Annotated in this window: 15 protein-coding genes and 1 pseudogene; 9 read left to right on the forward strand and 7 right to left on the reverse strand. The window is 65.3% G+C overall.

Annotation, left to right across the window (positions count from 1 at the left end; translation table 11 throughout):
* Positions 1 to 4: 4 nt before the first annotated feature.
* Positions 5 to 1,618 (forward strand): GMC family oxidoreductase, encoded by a 1,614-nt coding sequence (locus M1B35_RS10970; protein WP_268261940.1) that lies wholly within the window; start codon positions 5 to 7, stop codon positions 1,616 to 1,618.
* Between the two features lie 55 nt (positions 1,619 to 1,673).
* Here the strand turns inward: M1B35_RS10970 and M1B35_RS10975 are convergent, their stop codons facing one another.
* Genes M1B35_RS10975 through M1B35_RS10985 form a run of 3 tightly spaced genes read right to left on the reverse strand, consistent with a single transcriptional unit; the run spans position 1,674 to position 3,375 of the window.
* Positions 1,674 to 2,195 (reverse strand): hypothetical protein, encoded by a 522-nt coding sequence (locus M1B35_RS10975; RefSeq protein WP_268261941.1) that lies wholly within the window; start codon positions 2,193 to 2,195, stop codon positions 1,674 to 1,676.
* A complete protein-coding gene (locus M1B35_RS10980) occupies positions 2,192 to 2,713 on the reverse strand; it encodes a hypothetical protein (protein WP_123331826.1) in 522 nt (173 codons plus the stop codon). The genes M1B35_RS10975 and M1B35_RS10980 overlap by 4 nt, the downstream gene beginning before the upstream one ends.
* On the reverse strand, positions 2,710 to 3,375 hold the full coding sequence (locus M1B35_RS10985) for a hypothetical protein (protein ID WP_268261942.1): 666 nt from the start codon (positions 3,373 to 3,375) through the stop codon (positions 2,710 to 2,712). The genes M1B35_RS10980 and M1B35_RS10985 overlap by 4 nt, the downstream gene beginning before the upstream one ends.
* Before the next feature lie 317 nt (positions 3,376 to 3,692).
* Here M1B35_RS10985 and M1B35_RS10990 point away from each other — a divergent pair, with 317 nt between their 5' ends.
* The 3 genes from M1B35_RS10990 to M1B35_RS11000 are packed head-to-tail and all read left to right on the forward strand — an operon-like array spanning position 3,693 to position 7,155.
* Complete coding sequence (locus M1B35_RS10990) at positions 3,693 to 5,054, forward strand: MFS transporter (protein WP_268261943.1); 1,362 nt, start codon at positions 3,693 to 3,695, stop codon at positions 5,052 to 5,054.
* Between the two features lie 11 nt (positions 5,055 to 5,065).
* A complete protein-coding gene (locus M1B35_RS10995; RefSeq protein WP_268261944.1) occupies positions 5,066 to 6,328 on the forward strand; it encodes a gallate dioxygenase in 1,263 nt (420 codons plus the stop codon).
* Positions 6,325 to 7,155 (forward strand): amidohydrolase family protein, encoded by an 831-nt coding sequence (locus tag M1B35_RS11000; RefSeq protein WP_268261945.1) that lies wholly within the window; start codon positions 6,325 to 6,327, stop codon positions 7,153 to 7,155. Before M1B35_RS10995 ends, M1B35_RS11000 begins: the two co-directional genes overlap by 4 nt.
* A gap of 1 nt (position 7,156) precedes the next feature.
* Here M1B35_RS11000 and M1B35_RS11005 read toward each other — a convergent pair whose 3' ends face one another.
* Complete coding sequence (locus M1B35_RS11005) at positions 7,157 to 8,380, reverse strand: LysR family transcriptional regulator (protein WP_268261946.1); 1,224 nt, start codon at positions 8,378 to 8,380, stop codon at positions 7,157 to 7,159.
* A gap of 129 nt (positions 8,381 to 8,509) precedes the next feature.
* Between M1B35_RS11005 and galB the strand changes: the two genes are divergently transcribed.
* The 3 genes from galB to M1B35_RS11020 are packed head-to-tail and all read left to right on the forward strand — an operon-like array spanning position 8,510 to position 11,062.
* Positions 8,510 to 9,250, forward strand: a complete 741-nt coding sequence (gene galB, locus M1B35_RS11010; RefSeq protein ID WP_123331836.1) for a 4-oxalmesaconate hydratase — start codon at positions 8,510 to 8,512, stop codon at positions 9,248 to 9,250.
* Entirely contained in the window at positions 9,247 to 9,966 is a 720-nt protein-coding gene (locus M1B35_RS11015; RefSeq protein ID WP_123331838.1) for a 4-carboxy-4-hydroxy-2-oxoadipate aldolase/oxaloacetate decarboxylase, read from the forward strand. The genes galB and M1B35_RS11015 overlap by 4 nt, the downstream gene beginning before the upstream one ends.
* A gap of 4 nt (positions 9,967 to 9,970) precedes the next feature.
* On the forward strand, positions 9,971 to 11,062 hold the full coding sequence (locus M1B35_RS11020) for a 4-oxalomesaconate tautomerase (RefSeq protein WP_268261947.1): 1,092 nt from the start codon (positions 9,971 to 9,973) through the stop codon (positions 11,060 to 11,062).
* A gap of 49 nt (positions 11,063 to 11,111) precedes the next feature.
* Here M1B35_RS11020 and M1B35_RS11025 read toward each other — a convergent pair whose 3' ends face one another.
* From M1B35_RS11025 to M1B35_RS11035, 3 genes and pseudogenes are all read right to left on the reverse strand, one after another.
* Positions 11,112 to 12,425 carry an NAD(P)/FAD-dependent oxidoreductase gene (locus tag M1B35_RS11025; protein WP_268261948.1) on the reverse strand — a complete coding sequence of 438 codons (1,314 nt, stop codon included), beginning with the start codon at positions 12,423 to 12,425 and terminating at the stop codon, positions 11,112 to 11,114.
* Positions 12,426 to 12,503: 78 nt separating this feature from the next.
* A pseudogene (locus M1B35_RS11030) lies at positions 12,504 to 13,867 on the reverse strand (glutamine synthetase family protein).
* Between the two features lie 492 nt (positions 13,868 to 14,359).
* Positions 14,360 to 15,247, reverse strand: coding sequence for a LysR family transcriptional regulator (locus M1B35_RS11035; protein WP_123331847.1), 888 nt, complete (start codon positions 15,245 to 15,247; stop codon positions 14,360 to 14,362).
* 160 nt (positions 15,248 to 15,407) lie between these two features.
* On the opposite strand from M1B35_RS11035, the gene M1B35_RS11040 reads away from it, so the two are divergent.
* The gene (locus tag M1B35_RS11040) at positions 15,408 to 16,052 is read left to right on the forward strand and encodes a hydrolase (RefSeq protein WP_123331850.1); all 645 of its coding nucleotides are present in this window, start codon (positions 15,408 to 15,410) and stop codon (positions 16,050 to 16,052) included.
* A 66-nt stretch (positions 16,053 to 16,118) separates the two neighbouring features.
* Positions 16,119 to 16,682: an antibiotic biosynthesis monooxygenase gene (locus M1B35_RS11045; RefSeq protein ID WP_123331852.1), complete on the forward strand. Its 564-nt coding sequence runs from the start codon at positions 16,119 to 16,121 to the stop codon at positions 16,680 to 16,682.
* Positions 16,683 to 16,738: the final 56 nt, after the last annotated feature.

The raw sequence follows: 16,738 nt of genomic DNA on the forward strand, positions 1-16,738 counted from the left end.
CTGCATGACATACGACTACATCATCGCCGGCGCTGGCGCCGCAGGCTGCATCCTGGCCAACCGGCTGTCCGCTTCGGGGCAATACTCGGTGCTGCTGCTGGAGGCGGGGGGCAAGGACTCCTCGCTCTGGTTCAAGATCCCGGTGGGCTTTGCCAAGATGTATTACAACCCCACCTTCAACTGGATGTACTACAGCCAGCCGCAAAAGCAATTGGCCGACCGTGCGATCTACGCGCCACGGGGCAAGGTGCAGGGTGGTTCGGGCTCGATCAACGCAATGATCTATGTGCGCGGCCAGGCCCATGACTTCGACGACTGGGCGGCCGGCGGCAACGACGGCTGGAGCTTCAAGGAGGTGCTGCCGTACTTCCGCAAGCTGGAAAGCCACCCCCTGGGCGACACCGAGTACCACGGTGCCAGCGGGCCCATCAGCATCACCCCGATGAAGGGCCAGACCCATCCGATCTGCGACGTGTTCCTCAAGGGGTGTGACGAGCTGGGTTACCCCCACAGCGACGACTTCAACGGGCCCAGATTCGAAGGCGCGGGCATCTATGACGTCAACACCCGCAACGGCCAGCGCTGCTCCAGCAGTTTTGCCCACCTGCACCCGGCCTTGGGTCGGCCGAACCTCAAGGTCGAGCACCATGCCCTGGTGGACCGGGTGCTGTTCGACCCGGAGCAGCAACGGGCCATCGGCATCAGCGTGACCCAGCACGGGACGGTGCGCACCTTCAGCGCGCGCAAGGAAGTGATCCTGTGTGCCGGTGCCGTGGACACGCCGAAGATCCTGCAACTGTCCGGGGTGGCGGATCGCGAGTTGCTGGCCAAGCATCGAATTCCCTTGGTCCAGCACCTGCCGGCGGTGGGCCGCAATCTGCAGGACCACCTGTGTGCCAGCTACTACTACAAAGCCAATATTCCCACCTTGAATGACCAGCTCAGCTCTGTGTTCGGCCAGTTCAAGCTGGGGCTGAAATATGTGTTCACCCGCAAAGGCGCCCTGGCCATGAGCGTCAACCAGGCCGGTGGTTTCTTCCGTGGTGACGCGCAGCAGGCCAACCCCAACCTGCAGCTGTACTTCAACCCGTTGTCGTACCAGATCCCGAAAAACAACAAGGCCAGCCTCAAGCCCGAGCCCTATTCAGGCTTCCTGCTGTGCTTCAACCCGTGCCGGCCAACCAGCCGCGGGCATATCGAAATCGCCTCGAGCAACCCCAGGGACGCGGCCCTGATCGACCCCAACTACCTGAGCACCCAGAAGGACATCGACGAGGTGATCCAGGGCAGCCGCCTGATGCGCAAGATCATGCAGGCGCCCGCGCTCAAGGGCATTACCGTCGATGAAGTACTGCCGGGCCCGGCGGTACAGACTGATGAGCAGATGCTGCAGTACTTTCGCGAGAACAGCGGCTCGATCTATCACCTGTGCGGGTCCTGCGCGATGGGGGCGGACCGGCAGACCTCAGTGGTGGACAAGCGCCTCAAGGTCCATGGCCTGGACGGCCTGCGCATTGTCGATGCGTCGATTTTCCCCAATGTCACCTCGGGCAATACCCACGCGGCGGTGTTGATGGTGGCGGAGAAGGGCGCCGACCTGATCCTCGAAGACGCCTGAGGTCGCCAGTGCCGGCGCCCGGGCTTTTGGCCGGCGCCGGCCTGTGTTCATGGGCTCACTGCAGGTTCTCATGGGGAATCAAGCGGTCCCGTTCCAGGTCCCGCAGCAGCTCGTCGAGCATCTCCCGGCGGTTTTCCAACTGCACCGGGGGCACGTACCAAGCCGCTACGCTGTAGCCTTCGCGGCGGTAACGGTAGCGCTTGAGCAGTTGCCCATCCTTCAGCAGGTCGCCCTGCAGGTTGCTCTGGTAGCTGTAGGGCAGGGGGAAGGTCAGCAGGGTGAGAGCGTTCAGCGCACCCCAGATTCCGGCGCTTTTGCCCCCCGGTTCGCTGATCAGCAGGCTGTAGCCACTGCGGCTGTAACCACCATCGAGAAAGGAGAAGGCCCCGGTGGCCCTCAGGGCGTTGAGGGTCTGCTGCTGTTCCTGAACGTCCAGCCGGCTGCGGCTCGGTCCCAGGTCCAGGCTCAATGGCACATAAGGCTGGGCGCTGCGGTAGTCCAGGGGCTGCATGCGGGTGCCGCAGCCGCCCAAAGCGAGGCCTAAGCACAGCACCGCGGGCAAACCGATGCGCTTCACGGCGTCAGCCCGGCGCTGGGCAGCAGCTGGTCCTGTTGCATATCGGCAGCGAAGGCGCGAGCGATGCGCTGGATGTTCTGTTCCTTCATCTCGCCACCCTGGTCCAGCAACCACGTGTATTTGTGGGTCAGGTTGCGATAGCTGTAGCGCTTCAGGGTCTTGCCTTCATGCAGCAGGGTGATCTCGGTATGGGTGTCGATGCCGTTGGACAGGGGCATCAGGAACAGGGTAGCGGCGCTGAGGAGAATCACCGGGAAGGGCGGCAGGTCGTGTTCTGAGGTGAACTGGATCCGCGCGCTGTAATCCCCCGGTTGTCCGGGGCCGGTCTGCACGTTTTCGAAGACCCCGGTGGCGCGCAGGGCATTGCGCAACTCAGAGGCACGCAAGGGGTCGTCGACCATCACGTGCAGCGGCGCCAGGTAGTCCTTGCCGTCGGGCAGCGGGCGCTCGGGCAAGGTGTTGGTGGCGGCGCAGCCGCTGAGCAGGAGCAGAGCGCACAGGCCCAGGGTGGTTTTCATGGGTGTTCCTCGCGGGCGGCGGCGGGCAGGCCGGGGGCTGGCCGGGCCTGGATGATGAATGGATGAGCTTGTTCAAGGTTCAGCGGCAACGCTTGCAAGGTCGGCAACCCTGGCACCTGGCGCTGGGCGATGGCGGCGTCCCGGGTCATCTGGTCGCCCCAGACAAACAGGCATTTGGTGATCTCGCGGCAGACCGAGCGGTACTCACCGATGTAGTAGGCCTTCCCCGCTTCCAGGCGCAGTGGCACCACGAACGCCTCGCGTGCCTCCCGCGAGCTGAAACCTGAACCCATCCCGGGGCGGTAGCCCACCGCCCAGAATTGGAAGTTGTAGAACTCGTAGTCCCCCGGCTTCAGCGGCAGGACAAACACGCTGCCGGCGCTGCCAGGCGCCTCCAGGTCATTGGGGGTGGGGCGCGAGTCGCCTTGCCACAGTGCTGCGGCGCCGTACATCGAGCCGCGTTTGCGGAACAGCAGGCGCAGGTTGGTGGCCGCGCCGCCATTGCCCAGCACTTGTGGGCCGATGGCGCCGACCAGGTAGGCCGCAGGTTCGTTGGGGGCGGGGCGCAGCGGCTCGCTGACGAGGCCGGCTGGTTGGCTGATGCAGCCAGAAAGCACGCTGCCAGCCAGCAGGAAGGCCGAAGCCTTGAAGACGCGAAACATGGGAAACCCTGACAGTGGCGTGGATGAATAACCGGGCCAGGGAACGCATGAACAGTCAGCGGCCTCCCTGGCGCGGCTTGTGAGCGGCGACGATGGTAAGTCATCGTCCGGCTGTTTAACAGTTGCCAAGGGGCCCGCATCGGCAGCGGCCCACCCCGCCACCTGTTCAGCCGCCATAAATAAAACGCATACCTCGTTCAGCATTATCCGCCGCGCAATGTTCCCCGAGCCCCTACCGTGATCACACAAGACGGCGCATGCGCCCTGCGCTTTCGGGTGAGGGCCGCTTGATCCCATAACAATTAGAGAGCACTCCCATGCACGACACCCCCGTGGTTGACGTAAAACAGTGGGTCGATTCGCGACCGATTTCCCCTTATCAGTGGCTGGTGCTGATCCTGTGTTTTTGCATCATCACCTTCGACGGTTATGACGCGGCAGTGATGGGTTTTATCGCCCCGGCGCTGATCGAGGACTGGGGCATCGCCCGGGCCGACATGGGGCAGATTCTCGGGGCCGGCATGCTGGGTGTGGCCATTGGCGCGCTGATCGCCGGGCCTTACGCCGACCGCCTGGGGCGCAAGCGGGTGCTACTGGCGTCGATCCTGGTGCTGGGGGTGTTCAGCCTGCTGTCGGCCCTGGCGCGCAATCCGCTGGAGATGGCGGTGATACGTTTTTTCGCCGGTCTTGGGCTGGGGGCGATCATGCCCAATTGCGTGACCCTGGCCTGCGAGTACATGCCCGAGCGGCGCCGCGGGCTGATGATCACCCTGATGTACAGCGGCTTTAATATCGGGTCGGGCCTGGGCGGGTTTATCGCCGCCGGGCTGGTGCCTGCGTTTGGCTGGCAGTCGGCACTCTTGTTCGGTGGCTTGTGCCCGTTGCTGTTGCTCCTGCCACTGCTGCGCTACCTGCCGGAATCGGCGCTGTTCATGGTGGTGCGCGGCGACTCCAATGAACGCATCGGCGCCTTGTTGCGCCGTGCCGGAGGAGTGTTCAGTGCAGACACGCGGTTTGTCCTGAAAACCCCGGCCCTGGAGAAAAAGGCCAAGGTCTTGCAGTTGTTTTCCCAGGGCTATGCCCGCGGCACCCTAGTGCTGTGGGTCACGTATTTCATGGGGCTGTTTGTGATCTACCTGCTTAACGGCTGGTTGCCGACCATTATCCGTGGCGGCGGTTTTTCCCTGCAGCAGGCGGCGATTGTCGCTGGCCTGTTCCAGTTCGGCGGCACCTTCGGCGCGTTGATCGTCGGTGCCCTGATGGACCGCTTCGACGGCAAGAAAGTTATCGCCGGGTTCTATTTCCTCGGCATGGCCTGCCTGCTGACCCAGGGGCTGGTGGGCTTCAACGAATACGGGCTGGCAGCGTTGGTGTTCCTCAGCGGGTTGTGCGTCAACGGTGCTCAGACCGGCATGCAGGCGTTTTCCCCGAGCTTTTACCCGACCGCGATGCGCGCCACCGGGGTCAGCTGGATGCACGGCATCGGGCGCAGCGGGGCAATCATCAGTTCATCCATGGGCGGCGTATTGCTGGGTGTGTTCCCAGGCGCTAACAGTGTGTTCATCATTCTGGCGGTGCCGGCCTTGTGTGCCGCCCTGGCGATTCTCAATCATCGCCGGGCCAACCCGCCCACAGTCATCAAGGGCGCCCCCGGGGCGCTGGTCAATCCAACAGTTTGAGTGAGGTAAGCATGGCTAGGATCATCGGCGGGTTGGCGGTGTCCCACACCCCGACCATCGGTTTTGCGGTGGATCACAACAAGCAGGGAGAGAGCGCCTGGGCGCCGATCTTCGAGGGCTTCGCGCCGGTGCAGCAGTGGCTGCAGGAGCGCCAGCCGGACGTGCTGCTGTATGTGTTCAACGACCACGTGACCTCGTTTTTCTTCGACCATTACTCGGCCTTCAGCCTGGGCGTGGACAGCCAGTACGCGGTGGCCGACGAGGGCGGTGGCCCGCGTGACCTGCCACCGATTGGTGGCCACCTGGGGTTGTCGCGGCACATCGGCAGCAGCCTGATGAGCGACGAGTTCGACATGTCGTTTTTCCAGGACAAGCCCCTGGACCACGGCCTGTTCTCGCCGCTCTCGGCGTTGTTGTCGCACCAGGACGGTTGGCCGTTGCAGGTGGTGCCGTTGCAGATCGGGGTGTTGCAGTTCCCGATCCCCACGGCGCGCCGCTGCTTCAAGCTGGGCCAGGCGCTGCGCCGGGCCATCGAAAGCTACCCCGAGGACTTGAAGGTGGCGATCGTTGCCACGGGCGGGGTGTCGCACCAGGTCCACGGTGAGCGCTGCGGCTTCAACAACCCGGAATGGGACGCACAGTTCATCGAGTTGCTGATCAATGACCCGCAACGCCTGACCGAGATGACCCACGCCGAGTTCGCCACCCTGGGCGGCATGGAAGGCTCGGAAGTGATCATGTGGCTGGTGATGCGTGGAGCCTTGTCGGCCAATGTCGAGAAGCTGCACCAGGCTTATTACCTGCCGTCCATGACCGGCATCGCCACGCTGATCCTGGAGAACCGTTCCGGTGAAGTGCCGGCGCCGGTGCACGAGCGCCATCGCCAGCACATGCAGCGGCAGTTGGCGGGCATCGAGCAGTTGCCGGGCACCTATCCCTTCACCTTGGAACGCAGCCATCGCGGCCTGCGCCTCAACCGCTTCCTGCACAAGCTGGTGCAGCCGGCCTGGCGCGAGCGCTTTCGTCGCGAGCAGCAGGCGCTGTTCGAGGAAAGCGGCCTTAGCGAGCAGGAGCAAAGCCTGGTGCGCGACCTCGACTGGCGCGGGCTGATCCAGTACGGCGCGAGCTTTTTCCTTCTGGAAAAACTCGGCGCAGTGGTGGGGGTGTCCAACCTGCACATTTACGCGGCCATGCGCGGTCAGTCCCTGGAGGCGTTCCAGAAGACCCGTAACCAGCAAGTGCTGTATTCGGTGGCCGGGAAGCAAGACACATGAACCTGTTGCCCTGGCCGAAAATCGACTGTCACCACCATGTCTTCGACCCGGCGCGTTTTGCCTACGCCGAAGACACCGCCTATCGCCCCGAAGGGCACGAGTTGGGCACTCCGGACTATTACCACGCGGTGATGGACGCCTATGGCATCGGCCACTCGCTGATCGTCGGCCCGACCTCGGCCTACGGCACCGACAACCGCCTGCTGCTGGCGACCCTGGCCGAAGGTGCCGGGCGTCATAAAGGCATTGCCGTGGTGCCCCGGGACATTTCCAGTGAGGCCCTGGCGGCCCTTCAGGCACAAGGTGTGGTGGGGGTGGCGTTGAATGTGGCGATGCTCGGGGTCGAGCCCTTCCTGCACTGCGACCCGTTGCTCGGGCGCCTGGGCGAGTTGGGCATGCTGGCGCAGATCCAGGTGCAGAACGAGCAGTTGAGCGCCTTGCTGCCGCTGCTGGCGCGCAACAGTACGCGCCTGCTGATTGACCACTCGGGGCGCCCGGATGTGGCCGCCGGCCTGCGTCAGCCTGCGTTCCAGGCCTTGCTGGGCCTGGCCGAGGGCGGGCGCACCTGGGTCAAGCTGTCGGGCATGGGCAAGTTCACCTTGCAGGGTTACCCCTTCAGCGACACCCGGCCCTATCAGCAGGCCTTGCTCCAGGCCTTTGGCGCCGAGCGCTGCCTGTGGGGCTCGGACTGGCCGTTCCTGCGGGCCGACCAGCGCATGGACCTGGCGGTGCTGTTGGGGCGCTTGGCGGAACTGGTGGGGGATGAGGCCCGCTGTCGGCAGATCCTTTGGGACACGCCCAAGGCGTTGTTCGCCTTCGGCAGTTGATTCAACTGCCCGCGCAGCGCTCGCGCAGGCAGTCGATCAAGGCCTGGGCCGCCGGCGAGTGCAGGCAGCCGCTGCGGTAGGTCAGGCCGATGTCCCGCGAGGTGTCGGGCAGGGTCAGGGGCAACTGGCGCAGCAGCCCGCTGCGCAGTTCGTGCTCCAGCTGGTGCACCGACACTGCCGCCAGCAGGTCCGAGCCCAGCAGCAGGCCCCGGACCATGGCCAGGTCGCCGGTTTCCACCACGGCCTGGGGGGCGGCGATGCCCATGCCCTGGAAGCAGGCGTCGAGCATGTGCCGTGCCGGCGCCGCCGAACGCGGCAGGACCCAGCGTGCCTGGGCCAGGTCGGCGGCCTGCACCGGCCCTTGCAGCAGCGGATGACCGTCCCGCACCAGCACCGCCATGTCTTCGCTGAACAACCGCTCGCTGTAGACCCCGGCGCCCGGGTCGTGGTCGCGCAGGGCACCGAAGATAAAGTCGATATCCCCCGAGCGCAGGCCCGCCGTCAGTGCCGTGTAGTCGCTTTCATTGGTGGTGACGCTGAGCCCCGGGTAGGCCTCGATCAGTTTGATGATCGCCTCCGGCAGCAACCGCGTGCGCCCCAGGGGCAGGGCGCCGACCCGCACGGTGCCACTGAGCACGCCGCGCCGCGCATCGATTTCGGCACGCAGGTGGCGCAGTTCGTTGAGCGCCCGGCGGATGTTCGGCTCGATCTCCCGTCCGTACAGCGACGGCACCAAGCCGTAGGGCGTGCGCTCCATCAGCGCCACCCCTGCGCCATCCTCCAGGACCTTGAGCGCGGCACTCACCGCCGGTTGGCTGAGCCCCAGTTGCCGGGCCACCGATTGCATGTGCCGTGACTCGCACAGCGCGGTGAAAATCTGCAGGCGTCGCAGGTTGAACAGGTACAGCGGTTCGGCCTGGTAGCGCTCGCCGGCATGCTTGCCCAGCAACCGCGCCAACCGGTGCGGCACCTGGTGCAGGTCGTCGATGGCGCGCCGTGCCCGGGGCAGCATGCACTTGCCGAAATCCGTCAGCAGCATGCCGCTGGCCTGGCGCTCGAACAGCTCCACGCCGAGGTGCCCCTCCAGGTCGCGAATGGCCCGGGTGATCACCGATTGCGAGCGGTACAGGTCCTCGGCGGCCCGGGACACGCTGCCGTGGGCCACCACCTGGCTGAAGGCGCGGATCTGCATCAGGTTGCACAGCTCGATGGCGGCATGGGGCATGGTGGCGGGGCTTCCGTGGACGGTTGGGCGAGTGCCTATAAATAAAACGCATGGCTGTTGCAGTCAAACGAATTACCCAGCCGCGAGGTGAACTGCGAGCCTTGGAAAAACCCAACAGGAAGTTCGACCATGAGTGATGCCAAGACCCAAAAAACCGCGCTGGTGGTCAGCGCCCATTCCGCCGACTTCGTCTGGCGTGCCGGTGGTGCCATTGCCTTGCACGTGGCCCAGGGTTACCGAGTCCATATCGTCTGCCTGTCTTACGGCGAGCGCGGCGAGTCGGCCAAGCTGTGGCGCAAAGGGCAGATGACCGAAGCCAAGGTCAAGGCTGCGCGCCATACCGAAGCCTGTGCCGCCGCCGAAGTGTTGGGGGCGAGCATCGAGTTCTTCGACCTCGGCGACTACCCACTGCAACTGGACAACGAAGCGCTGCTGCGCCTGGCCGATGTCTATCGCCGCGAGCTGCCGCAGTTCGTGCTCACACACTCCCTCAAGGACCCGTACAACTACGACCATCCACGGGCCGCCGACCTGGCCCAGGAGGCGCGCATCATCGCCCAGGCCGAAGGCTACAAGCCCGGCGAGCCGATCCTCGGTGCACCGCCGGTGTACTGCTTCGAGCCGCACCAGCCGGAACAGTGCGACTGGAAGCCCGATGTGCTGCTGGACATCACCTCGGTGTGGGACAAGAAGTACCAGGCCATCCAGTGCATGGCCGGCCAGGAGCACCTGTGGGAGTACTACACCCGTGTGGCCTTGCAGCGTGGGGTCCAGGCCAAGCGCAACATCGGCATCACCGCCGGCCGCGACATCATTCATGGCGAGGGCTACCAGAGCCTGTTCCCACGGGTGACGGAGAACCTGGCATGAGCGCGCTGATCGGCAAGACCGGCATTGTGGTGCGCAACATCCCTCGGGCCGACCCGCAACTGATCGAAGAACTGGGGCGCTACGGGGTGGCCACGGTGCACGAGGCCCAGGGCCGCAAGGGCCTGCTGGCCAGCGATGTGCGGCCGATCCAGCGCGATTGCGCAGTCAGCGGCACGGCGGTGACGGTGCTGGTGGCCCCGGGCGACAACTGGATGTTCCATGTGGCGGTGGAGCAGTGCCAGGCCGGGGACATTCTGCTGGTGGCGCCCAGCTCGCCTTGCAGCGACGGTTACTTCGGCGACTTGCTGGCCACCTCGTTGCAGGCCCGGGGCGTGCGTGCCCTGGTGCTGGACGGCGGCATTCGGGACAGCCGGACCCTGCGCGAGATGAACTTCCCGGTGTGGTCCCGGGCCATCCATGCCCAGGGCACCATCAAGGAAACCCTGGGCTCGGTGAACATTCCCCTGGTGTGCGCCGGCCAGTTGATCCACCCCGGCGATGTGCTGGTGGCCGACGATGACGGCGTGGTGGTGGTGCGCCACGCCGAAGTGGCCCAAGTGGCCGAGGCCGCCCGGCGCCGTGGCGAGCTGGAAGAACATAAACGCCTGCGCCTGGCGGCAGGGGAGCTGGGGCTGGACATCTACAACATGCGCGGGCGCCTGGCCGAAAAGGGCCTGCAGTATTTCGAGCGTCTTGAAGACGTACCAGGAGCCTGATGCCATGAGCCAGACGCGGATCCCCTGTTTGTTGATGCGTGGCGGCACGTCCAAGGCCGCCTGCTTTCTCGCCGATGACTTGCCCCCCGCCGGCCCCCTGCGCGATGCCGTATTACTGGCGGTGATGGGCTCGCCGGATCGGCGGCAGATCGACGGCATTGGCGGCGCCGATTCCCTGACCAGCAAAGTGGCGATCATCCGCCGCTCCAGCCGCCCGGGGGTGGATGTGGACTATCTCTTCGCCCAGGTGCTGGTGGACGAGGCGCGGGTGGACTACGGGCAAAACTGCGGCAATGTCCTGGCGGCGGTCGGCCCCTTCGCCCTGGAGCGCGGCTTGCTGGCGCCCCGGCATGGGCTGAGCCAGGGGCTGACCGAGGTGCGTATCTATATGGAGAACACCGAGCAGACCGCCGTGGCCAAGGTGCCGACCGACAATGGGCAGGTGCAGTACAGCGGCACGGCGCGCATCGACGGCGTGCCCGGCAGCGCGGCACCGCTGATTGTCGAGTTCAACGATTTGGCCGGTTCCAGCTGTGGCGCCTTGCTGCCCACCGGGCAAGTGCTGGATCGCTTCGACGGCATCGAGGTGACGTGCATCGACAACGGCATGCCGGTGGTGCTGCTCAGGGCTCAGGACCTGGGCCTGGACGGCGACGAAACCCCGGAGCAATTGAACGCCGATGCCGGGCTCAAGGCGCGCCTGGAAGCCATTCGCCTGCAAGCCGGGCCACGGATGAACCTGGGGGATGTGAGCCAGCGCAGCGTGCCGAAAATGTGCCTGGTGGCCGCGCCCCGGGCGGGCGGCGCCCTGAGCAGTCGGACCTTTATTCCCCACCGTTGTCACACCGCCATTGGCGTGTTCGGTGCGGTCAGCGTGGCCAGTGCCTGCCTGTTGCCCGGCAGCGTCACCCAGGGGGTGGCCGAGGTGCCGGCGGGGGCGGATAAACGCCTGTCGGTGGAGCACCCCAGTGGCGAGTTCAGTGTCGAGTTGCGCACCGAAGACGGTGTGCTCAAGGGCTGCGGCCTGTTGCGCACCGCGCGCTTGCTGTTCGACGGCAGGGTCTGCGTGCCCGCCACGTTGTGGGCGGGTCGCTAGGGCGGGGCCAGGCGCTGCGGGCCGGTTTGCGGCCAGCAGCGCCCAGGGTTTAGCGCAGTTTTTCCAGCATCTGGTAGTACCACATGCCCGCCGCCAGCATCGGGTTGCCCAACAGGTCGCCCAGGGGCACGCGGATGTGCCGGCAGGCGGCGAAGGTGTCGAACTGGCTGAGTTGGCCGGTGATCGCCTGGGCCATGATCTCGCCCATGATGTGGCTGGTGGCGACGCCATGGCCGGAGTAGCCCTGGCAGTACCAGACGTTGTCCGAGAGCTTGCCCAGCTGGGGAATGCGGTTGATGACGATGCCCATGGCGCAGCTCCACTGGAAATCGATGGCCACGCCCTTGAGCGCCGGGAAGGTCTGCTCGATGCACGGGCGCAGTTCCGCGGCGATGTCTCGGGAGTCCTTGCCGCTGTAGTTGGCGCCGCCACCGAACAGCAGGCGACCGTCGGCGGTCATGCGGTAGTAGTCGAGGACGAAGCGGCAGTCGTAGACCGCCAGGTCCTCGGGGTTCAGGCGCTTGGCCAGGTCGCCCAGGGGCTCGGTGGTGACGATGCCGCCCATGGCCGGGAAGATTTTGCCCTTGAGCTGTTGCGGTTCCAGCTTGTGGTAGACGTCGCCGGCCAGCAGCACCTGCTTGGCGTTGATCCGGCCCTGGGCGGTGATCACCGCCGGGGTGTCGCCATGCACGATCTCCAGCACCGGGCTGTGTTCGAAGATCAGCGCACCTAGGCTGGCGGCGGCGCGGGCTTCGCCTAGGCACAGGTTCAGCGGGTGCAGGTGCAGGTTGCGGGTGTTCTTGATGGCACCGTGGTACAGCTCGCTGTCCAGCAGGCCGCGCACTTGTTGGCGGTCCAGCAGGCTGACTTCATCGCCCAGGCCCCGGCGCACGGCTTCTTCGTAATCAGCTCGCAGGCCGGGCAGGTGGCTGGGCTTATAGGCCGCGTGCAGGTGGCCGTGCTTGAGGTCGCAGGTGATGCCGTACTTCTTCACTCGTTGTTGAATGATTTCGTGGCCGCGCCAACGCAGGTGCCAGATGAAATCGTCCACCTCGTCCCCCAGGCTGCGGCGCATCTGTTTGCGCATCGCCGCGTCGCCGGACAGGCTGCCGGTGACCTGGCCACCGTTGCGGCCGCTGGCGCCCCAGCCAATCTTGTGGCTTTCGACAATGGCCACTTTCAGGCCTTTTTCCGCCAGCTCCACGGCGCTGGCCACGCCGGTGAAACCACCGCCGATAATCACCGCATCCACCGACACCTCGCCTTGCAGGGTGGGGTAGGCGGTGGGGTCATTGAGGGTGGCGCTGTAGTAGGAAGGGCAGCGCTCGGCTGCCGCCGTCACCAGGTTAAGGGCGGCTGTCATGGGTCTCTCCTTGCACATGTAGGGGCCGGGCCGGCGCAACGCTGCGCCGGCCGCCGAAGGGGCTGTGGTGGGCCGGTATCAGGCCTGGGCCAGGTACCAGCGCCAGTCCTGTTCGCCGACTTCGGCCATGAACTGGCGGTACTCGGCACGCTTGACGGCCAGGTACACACCGAGGAATTCGGCGCCCAGGGCATCCCGCGCCCAGGCCGAATGTTCCAGGGCAGTCAGCGACGTCAGCCAGTCGGTGGGCAGCAACTCGGTGGCCTGGGAGTAGCCGTTGCCGCTCACCGGTTCCCCCGGGTCCAATTGTTCGCGCAGGCCGCGATGGATGCCGGCGAGGATTGCCGCGGCGGCCAGGTAAGGGTTGGCGTCGGCGCCGCAGATGCGGTGTTCGATGTGCCGGGTGTGGGCCGGGCCGCCAGGGACCCGTAGGCTCACGGTGCGGTTGTCCACGCCCCAGGTCGGCGCCAGGGGCGCGTAGCTGTTGGCCTGGAAGCGGCGGTAGGAGTTGGCGTTGGGGCAGAACAGCAGCAGGGAATCCAGCAGCGAGGCGAGCATGCCGCCCACCGAGTGGCGCAGCAGCGGAGTACCGGCCGGGTCTTGTGCGGCGTACAGGTTGTGGCCCTGGGCATCGGCGAGGCTCACGTGCATGTGCATGCCCGTACCGGCCAGGTGGTCGAACGGCTTGGCCATGAAGGTGGCCTGCATCCCATGCTTGTGAGCGATGGCCTTGACCAGGCGCTTGTAGCGCACGGCCTGGTCCATGGCTTCCAGGGCGTCGCCGTGTTCCAGGGTGATTTCCACCTGGCCCGGGGCATATTCGGAGATCGCTGTGCGCGCTGGAATGCCCTGCAGCTTGCAGTTGGCGTAGAGGTCGGCGAGGAAGGGTTCAATCTGTTCCAGCTCGCGCAGGCCATAGACCTGGGTGCTGCGGGGGCGGCCACCGTCGGCGTCCAGGGCCGGTTGCGGTCGGCCGTGGCTGTCGCGCTGGGCGTCCAGCAGGTAGAACTCCAGCTCGCAGGCCATCACCGGGTAATAACCGTCGGCCTTGAGGGCGTCGATCACCTTGATCAACAGATGACGCGGGTCGGCAATGCTGGCGGGCAGGCCCTCTTGCGGGTGCATGCTGACCTGCACCGCAGCGGTGGGAATCTGCCGCCAGGGCAGGCGCACCAGGCTGCCGGCCAGGGGGTAGGCGCGACAGTCGATGTCGCCCACGTCCCAGACCAGCCCGGAGTTTTCCACGTCGTCGCCATTGAGGGTCAGGCCGAGGATGGTACTGGGCAGCGGGCGCCGCTTTCGTACACCGCCAGCAGTTCTTCGCGGTGCAACAGCTTGCCCCGGGGTACGCCGTTGGCGTCGAGGATAAACAGCTCGACCATGTCGATATCGGGGTTGTCGGCCAGGAAGGTACGGGCCTCGTCAAGGGCTGCAAAGTTCATCGTTCTCTCGCTTGCGCCGTTTCAGGCGCGCAGGTTCAGTTCACGCAACGGCGCCGTGCTTGGGCCGGTTGCAGGGGCAGAAGTGAATGCGGGGAAGCTGTACGCGTCTGGGCGCGCGTTCAGGCTGAGAACGAAGTATCCGGAGGGCGCGAGGAGTGACGCAGGCGGGAACGGCACAGGGCCATGGGCAGGTTGACCAGCAGTTTCATCGCTGACCCCCTGGCGCGAGGGGGTGGGTGCTGCGGCGATGAACGCGGGCCGTTTCCCTGGCCATGTCTGATCCCCTGCACGGGGCAGCGGCGACAAGCAGGCGAGGGCAGCGGGTACTCGGGGCGTTCATGGGGCCGGTTGATCTCGTTAAGGATTCACGGACTTTTTTTCAAACGAGGCACACCGTTTTACCGGGAGTGAAAGCAGATTCCAAGGGGGGGTGTCGAAAAATAATTGACAGACTGGGCGGGCATGGCGCTGCCACAGGGGTAGCGCCGGGGCTTATTTTTCGCTGAGCTGGGCCACCAGGAAATCGATAAAGGCGCGGGTTTTCTGCGGCACCCGGCGCGCCGAGGGGTACACCGCGTGGATGCTGATGGGCGGCGCCTGCCAGTCACACAGCACCGGCACCAGGCGCCCGGCGGCCAGGGCGTCCTCGACGATAAAGTTGGGCAGCAGGGCGATGCCCATGCCGGCCTCGGCGGCCTGGGCCAGGAGGTCGCCGTTGTTGGCATGCAACGGCCCGGTGACGTGCACCCGTTGGGTGTCCTTGCCATTGCTCAATTGCAGGCTGACGCCGCTTTGCAGGTAGCCGTAGTTCAGGCAGGCGTGGCTGCTCAGCTCCTTGGGCGTCTGTGGCGTGCCCGCCCGCTTCAAGTACGCGGGGGAGGCCACCATGATTCGCGGTGCCGGCGCCAGCAAGCGCGCCACCATGGACGAATCTGCCAGGCTGGCGATGCGGATGGTCACGTCGAAACCGCCGCGCACCGGGTCCACTTGCTGGTCGCTGAGCACCAGCTGCAACTCGATGTTCGGCTGCTGTTCATGGAACAGCGGCACCAGCGGCCCCAGGCGGCGCAGACCGAACGACATCGGCGCGTTGACCCGCAATACCCCGCGCAACTCACTGATGCCATCGCGCGCGCGCTGCTCGGCTTCGTCCACGGCGGCCAGGACTTCCCGTACCGACTCGTAGTACTCGGCGCCGGCTTCGGTCAGGTGCAGGCTGCGGGTGGTGCGTTGCAGCAACTGCACACCGATGGCCTCTTCCAGGGCCTGGATCTGTTTGCTGACCTTCGAGCGCGGCACATCCATCGCCCGGGCTGCCGCGGCAAAGCCATTGGCGTCGACGGTGACGACAAAGGCGCGCATGCATTCAATGCGGTCCATGATTGTCCCTGTTTTGGAATCAATGATTCTCGATTTTAGGGAATTGTCCCTTTTTGGTCCAGTCCGTAAATTAGCCACCAAGCCGGCGCACAACGCTAGACAAGGCAACCGCCCCGGACCCCAGACACTTAATCAATCTCGACATCAAAAGGAACACGCCATGTCCATCCGTGAACTGCTCAACCCAACCAACTCCGCCCTGATCCTGATCGACCACCAGCCGCAGATGTCCTTCGGTGTGCAGTCCATCGACCGCCAGACCCTGAAGAACAACACCGTGGCCCTGGCCAAGACGGCAAAGATCTTCAACGTGCCGACCATCCTCACCTCGGTGGAAACCGAAAGCTTCAGCGGCTACATCTGGCCGGAACTGCTCAGCGTGTTCCCTGATCAGCAACCCATCGAGCGCACCTCGATGAACTCCTGGGAAGACAAGCCACTGGTGGCAGCGGTCAAGGCCACTGGGCGCAAGAAACTGATCATGGCGGCGCTGTGGACCGAGGTCTGCCTCAACTTCCCGGCCCTGGAAGCCCTGGCTGAAGGTTACGAGGTGTACATCGTCACCGACGCCTCGGGCGGCACCACCAAGGAAGCCCACGACATGTCCGTGCAGCGGATGATTCAAGCCGGCGCAGTACCGGTGACCTGGCAGCAAGTGCTGCTCGAATACCAGCGTGACTGGGCCCACAAGGAAACCTACGACGCCGTGATGGACCTGGTGCGCGAGCACAGCGGCGCCTACGGCATGGGTGTGGACTACGCCTACACCATGGTGCACAAGGCCCCGCAACGTCAGGCCAAGTAAGCCCCGAGCACACAGGAGGGCGCCTGCGGGCGCCCGATCTTTTTCCCCGGGTAGGCGGAGCCTGTCATGAATATGCAATTGGCTGACGGCGTGGTGACACTGCTGGTGCGGCATCGAATCAAAGCGGGCCAGGACCAGGCCTATGAAAGTTGGCTGCGCCGGACCATTGCCCGGGCCCGCAGCTACCCGGGGCACCTGGGCATCGACGTGGTGCGCGGCCACGATGGCGGGCTGGCGCTGTTCACCAGCGTCCTGCGTTTTGCCAGTACCGAGTTGTTGCAGCAGTGGCTGGATTCCACGGAGCGCCGCGACCTGGTGCACGAGGCCCGGCATCTGCTGGCCGATGGCGACCAGACGGAAATCAACGGCGAACGGGAGTTCTGGTTCACCCCGCCCCAGGCCAATGCGCCGACCCCGCCCCCGCGCTGGAAGCAGGCTTGCGTGACCTTCATGGTGATCCTGCCGTTGAGCATGCTGATGCCCTGGCTGTGGCAGCAGGTGTTCAACCGGTTGCCGTGGCTGGGCGGCTACGTGCAGTCCAATGTGCTGATTACCCTGAGCATTGTGTTGTTGGTGGTCTATGTCTTTATGCCACGGGTGACGCGTTTGTTCGCCGGCTGGTTGCGCTGAAACCTGTGAATGTAGAGGGCAAGGCTCGCCATCACTTAATCGTCGCCATTAAAAAA

Source organism: Pseudomonas morbosilactucae (genome assembly GCF_023241665.1).
Classification (GTDB): domain Bacteria; phylum Pseudomonadota; class Gammaproteobacteria; order Pseudomonadales; family Pseudomonadaceae; genus Aquipseudomonas; species Aquipseudomonas morbosilactucae.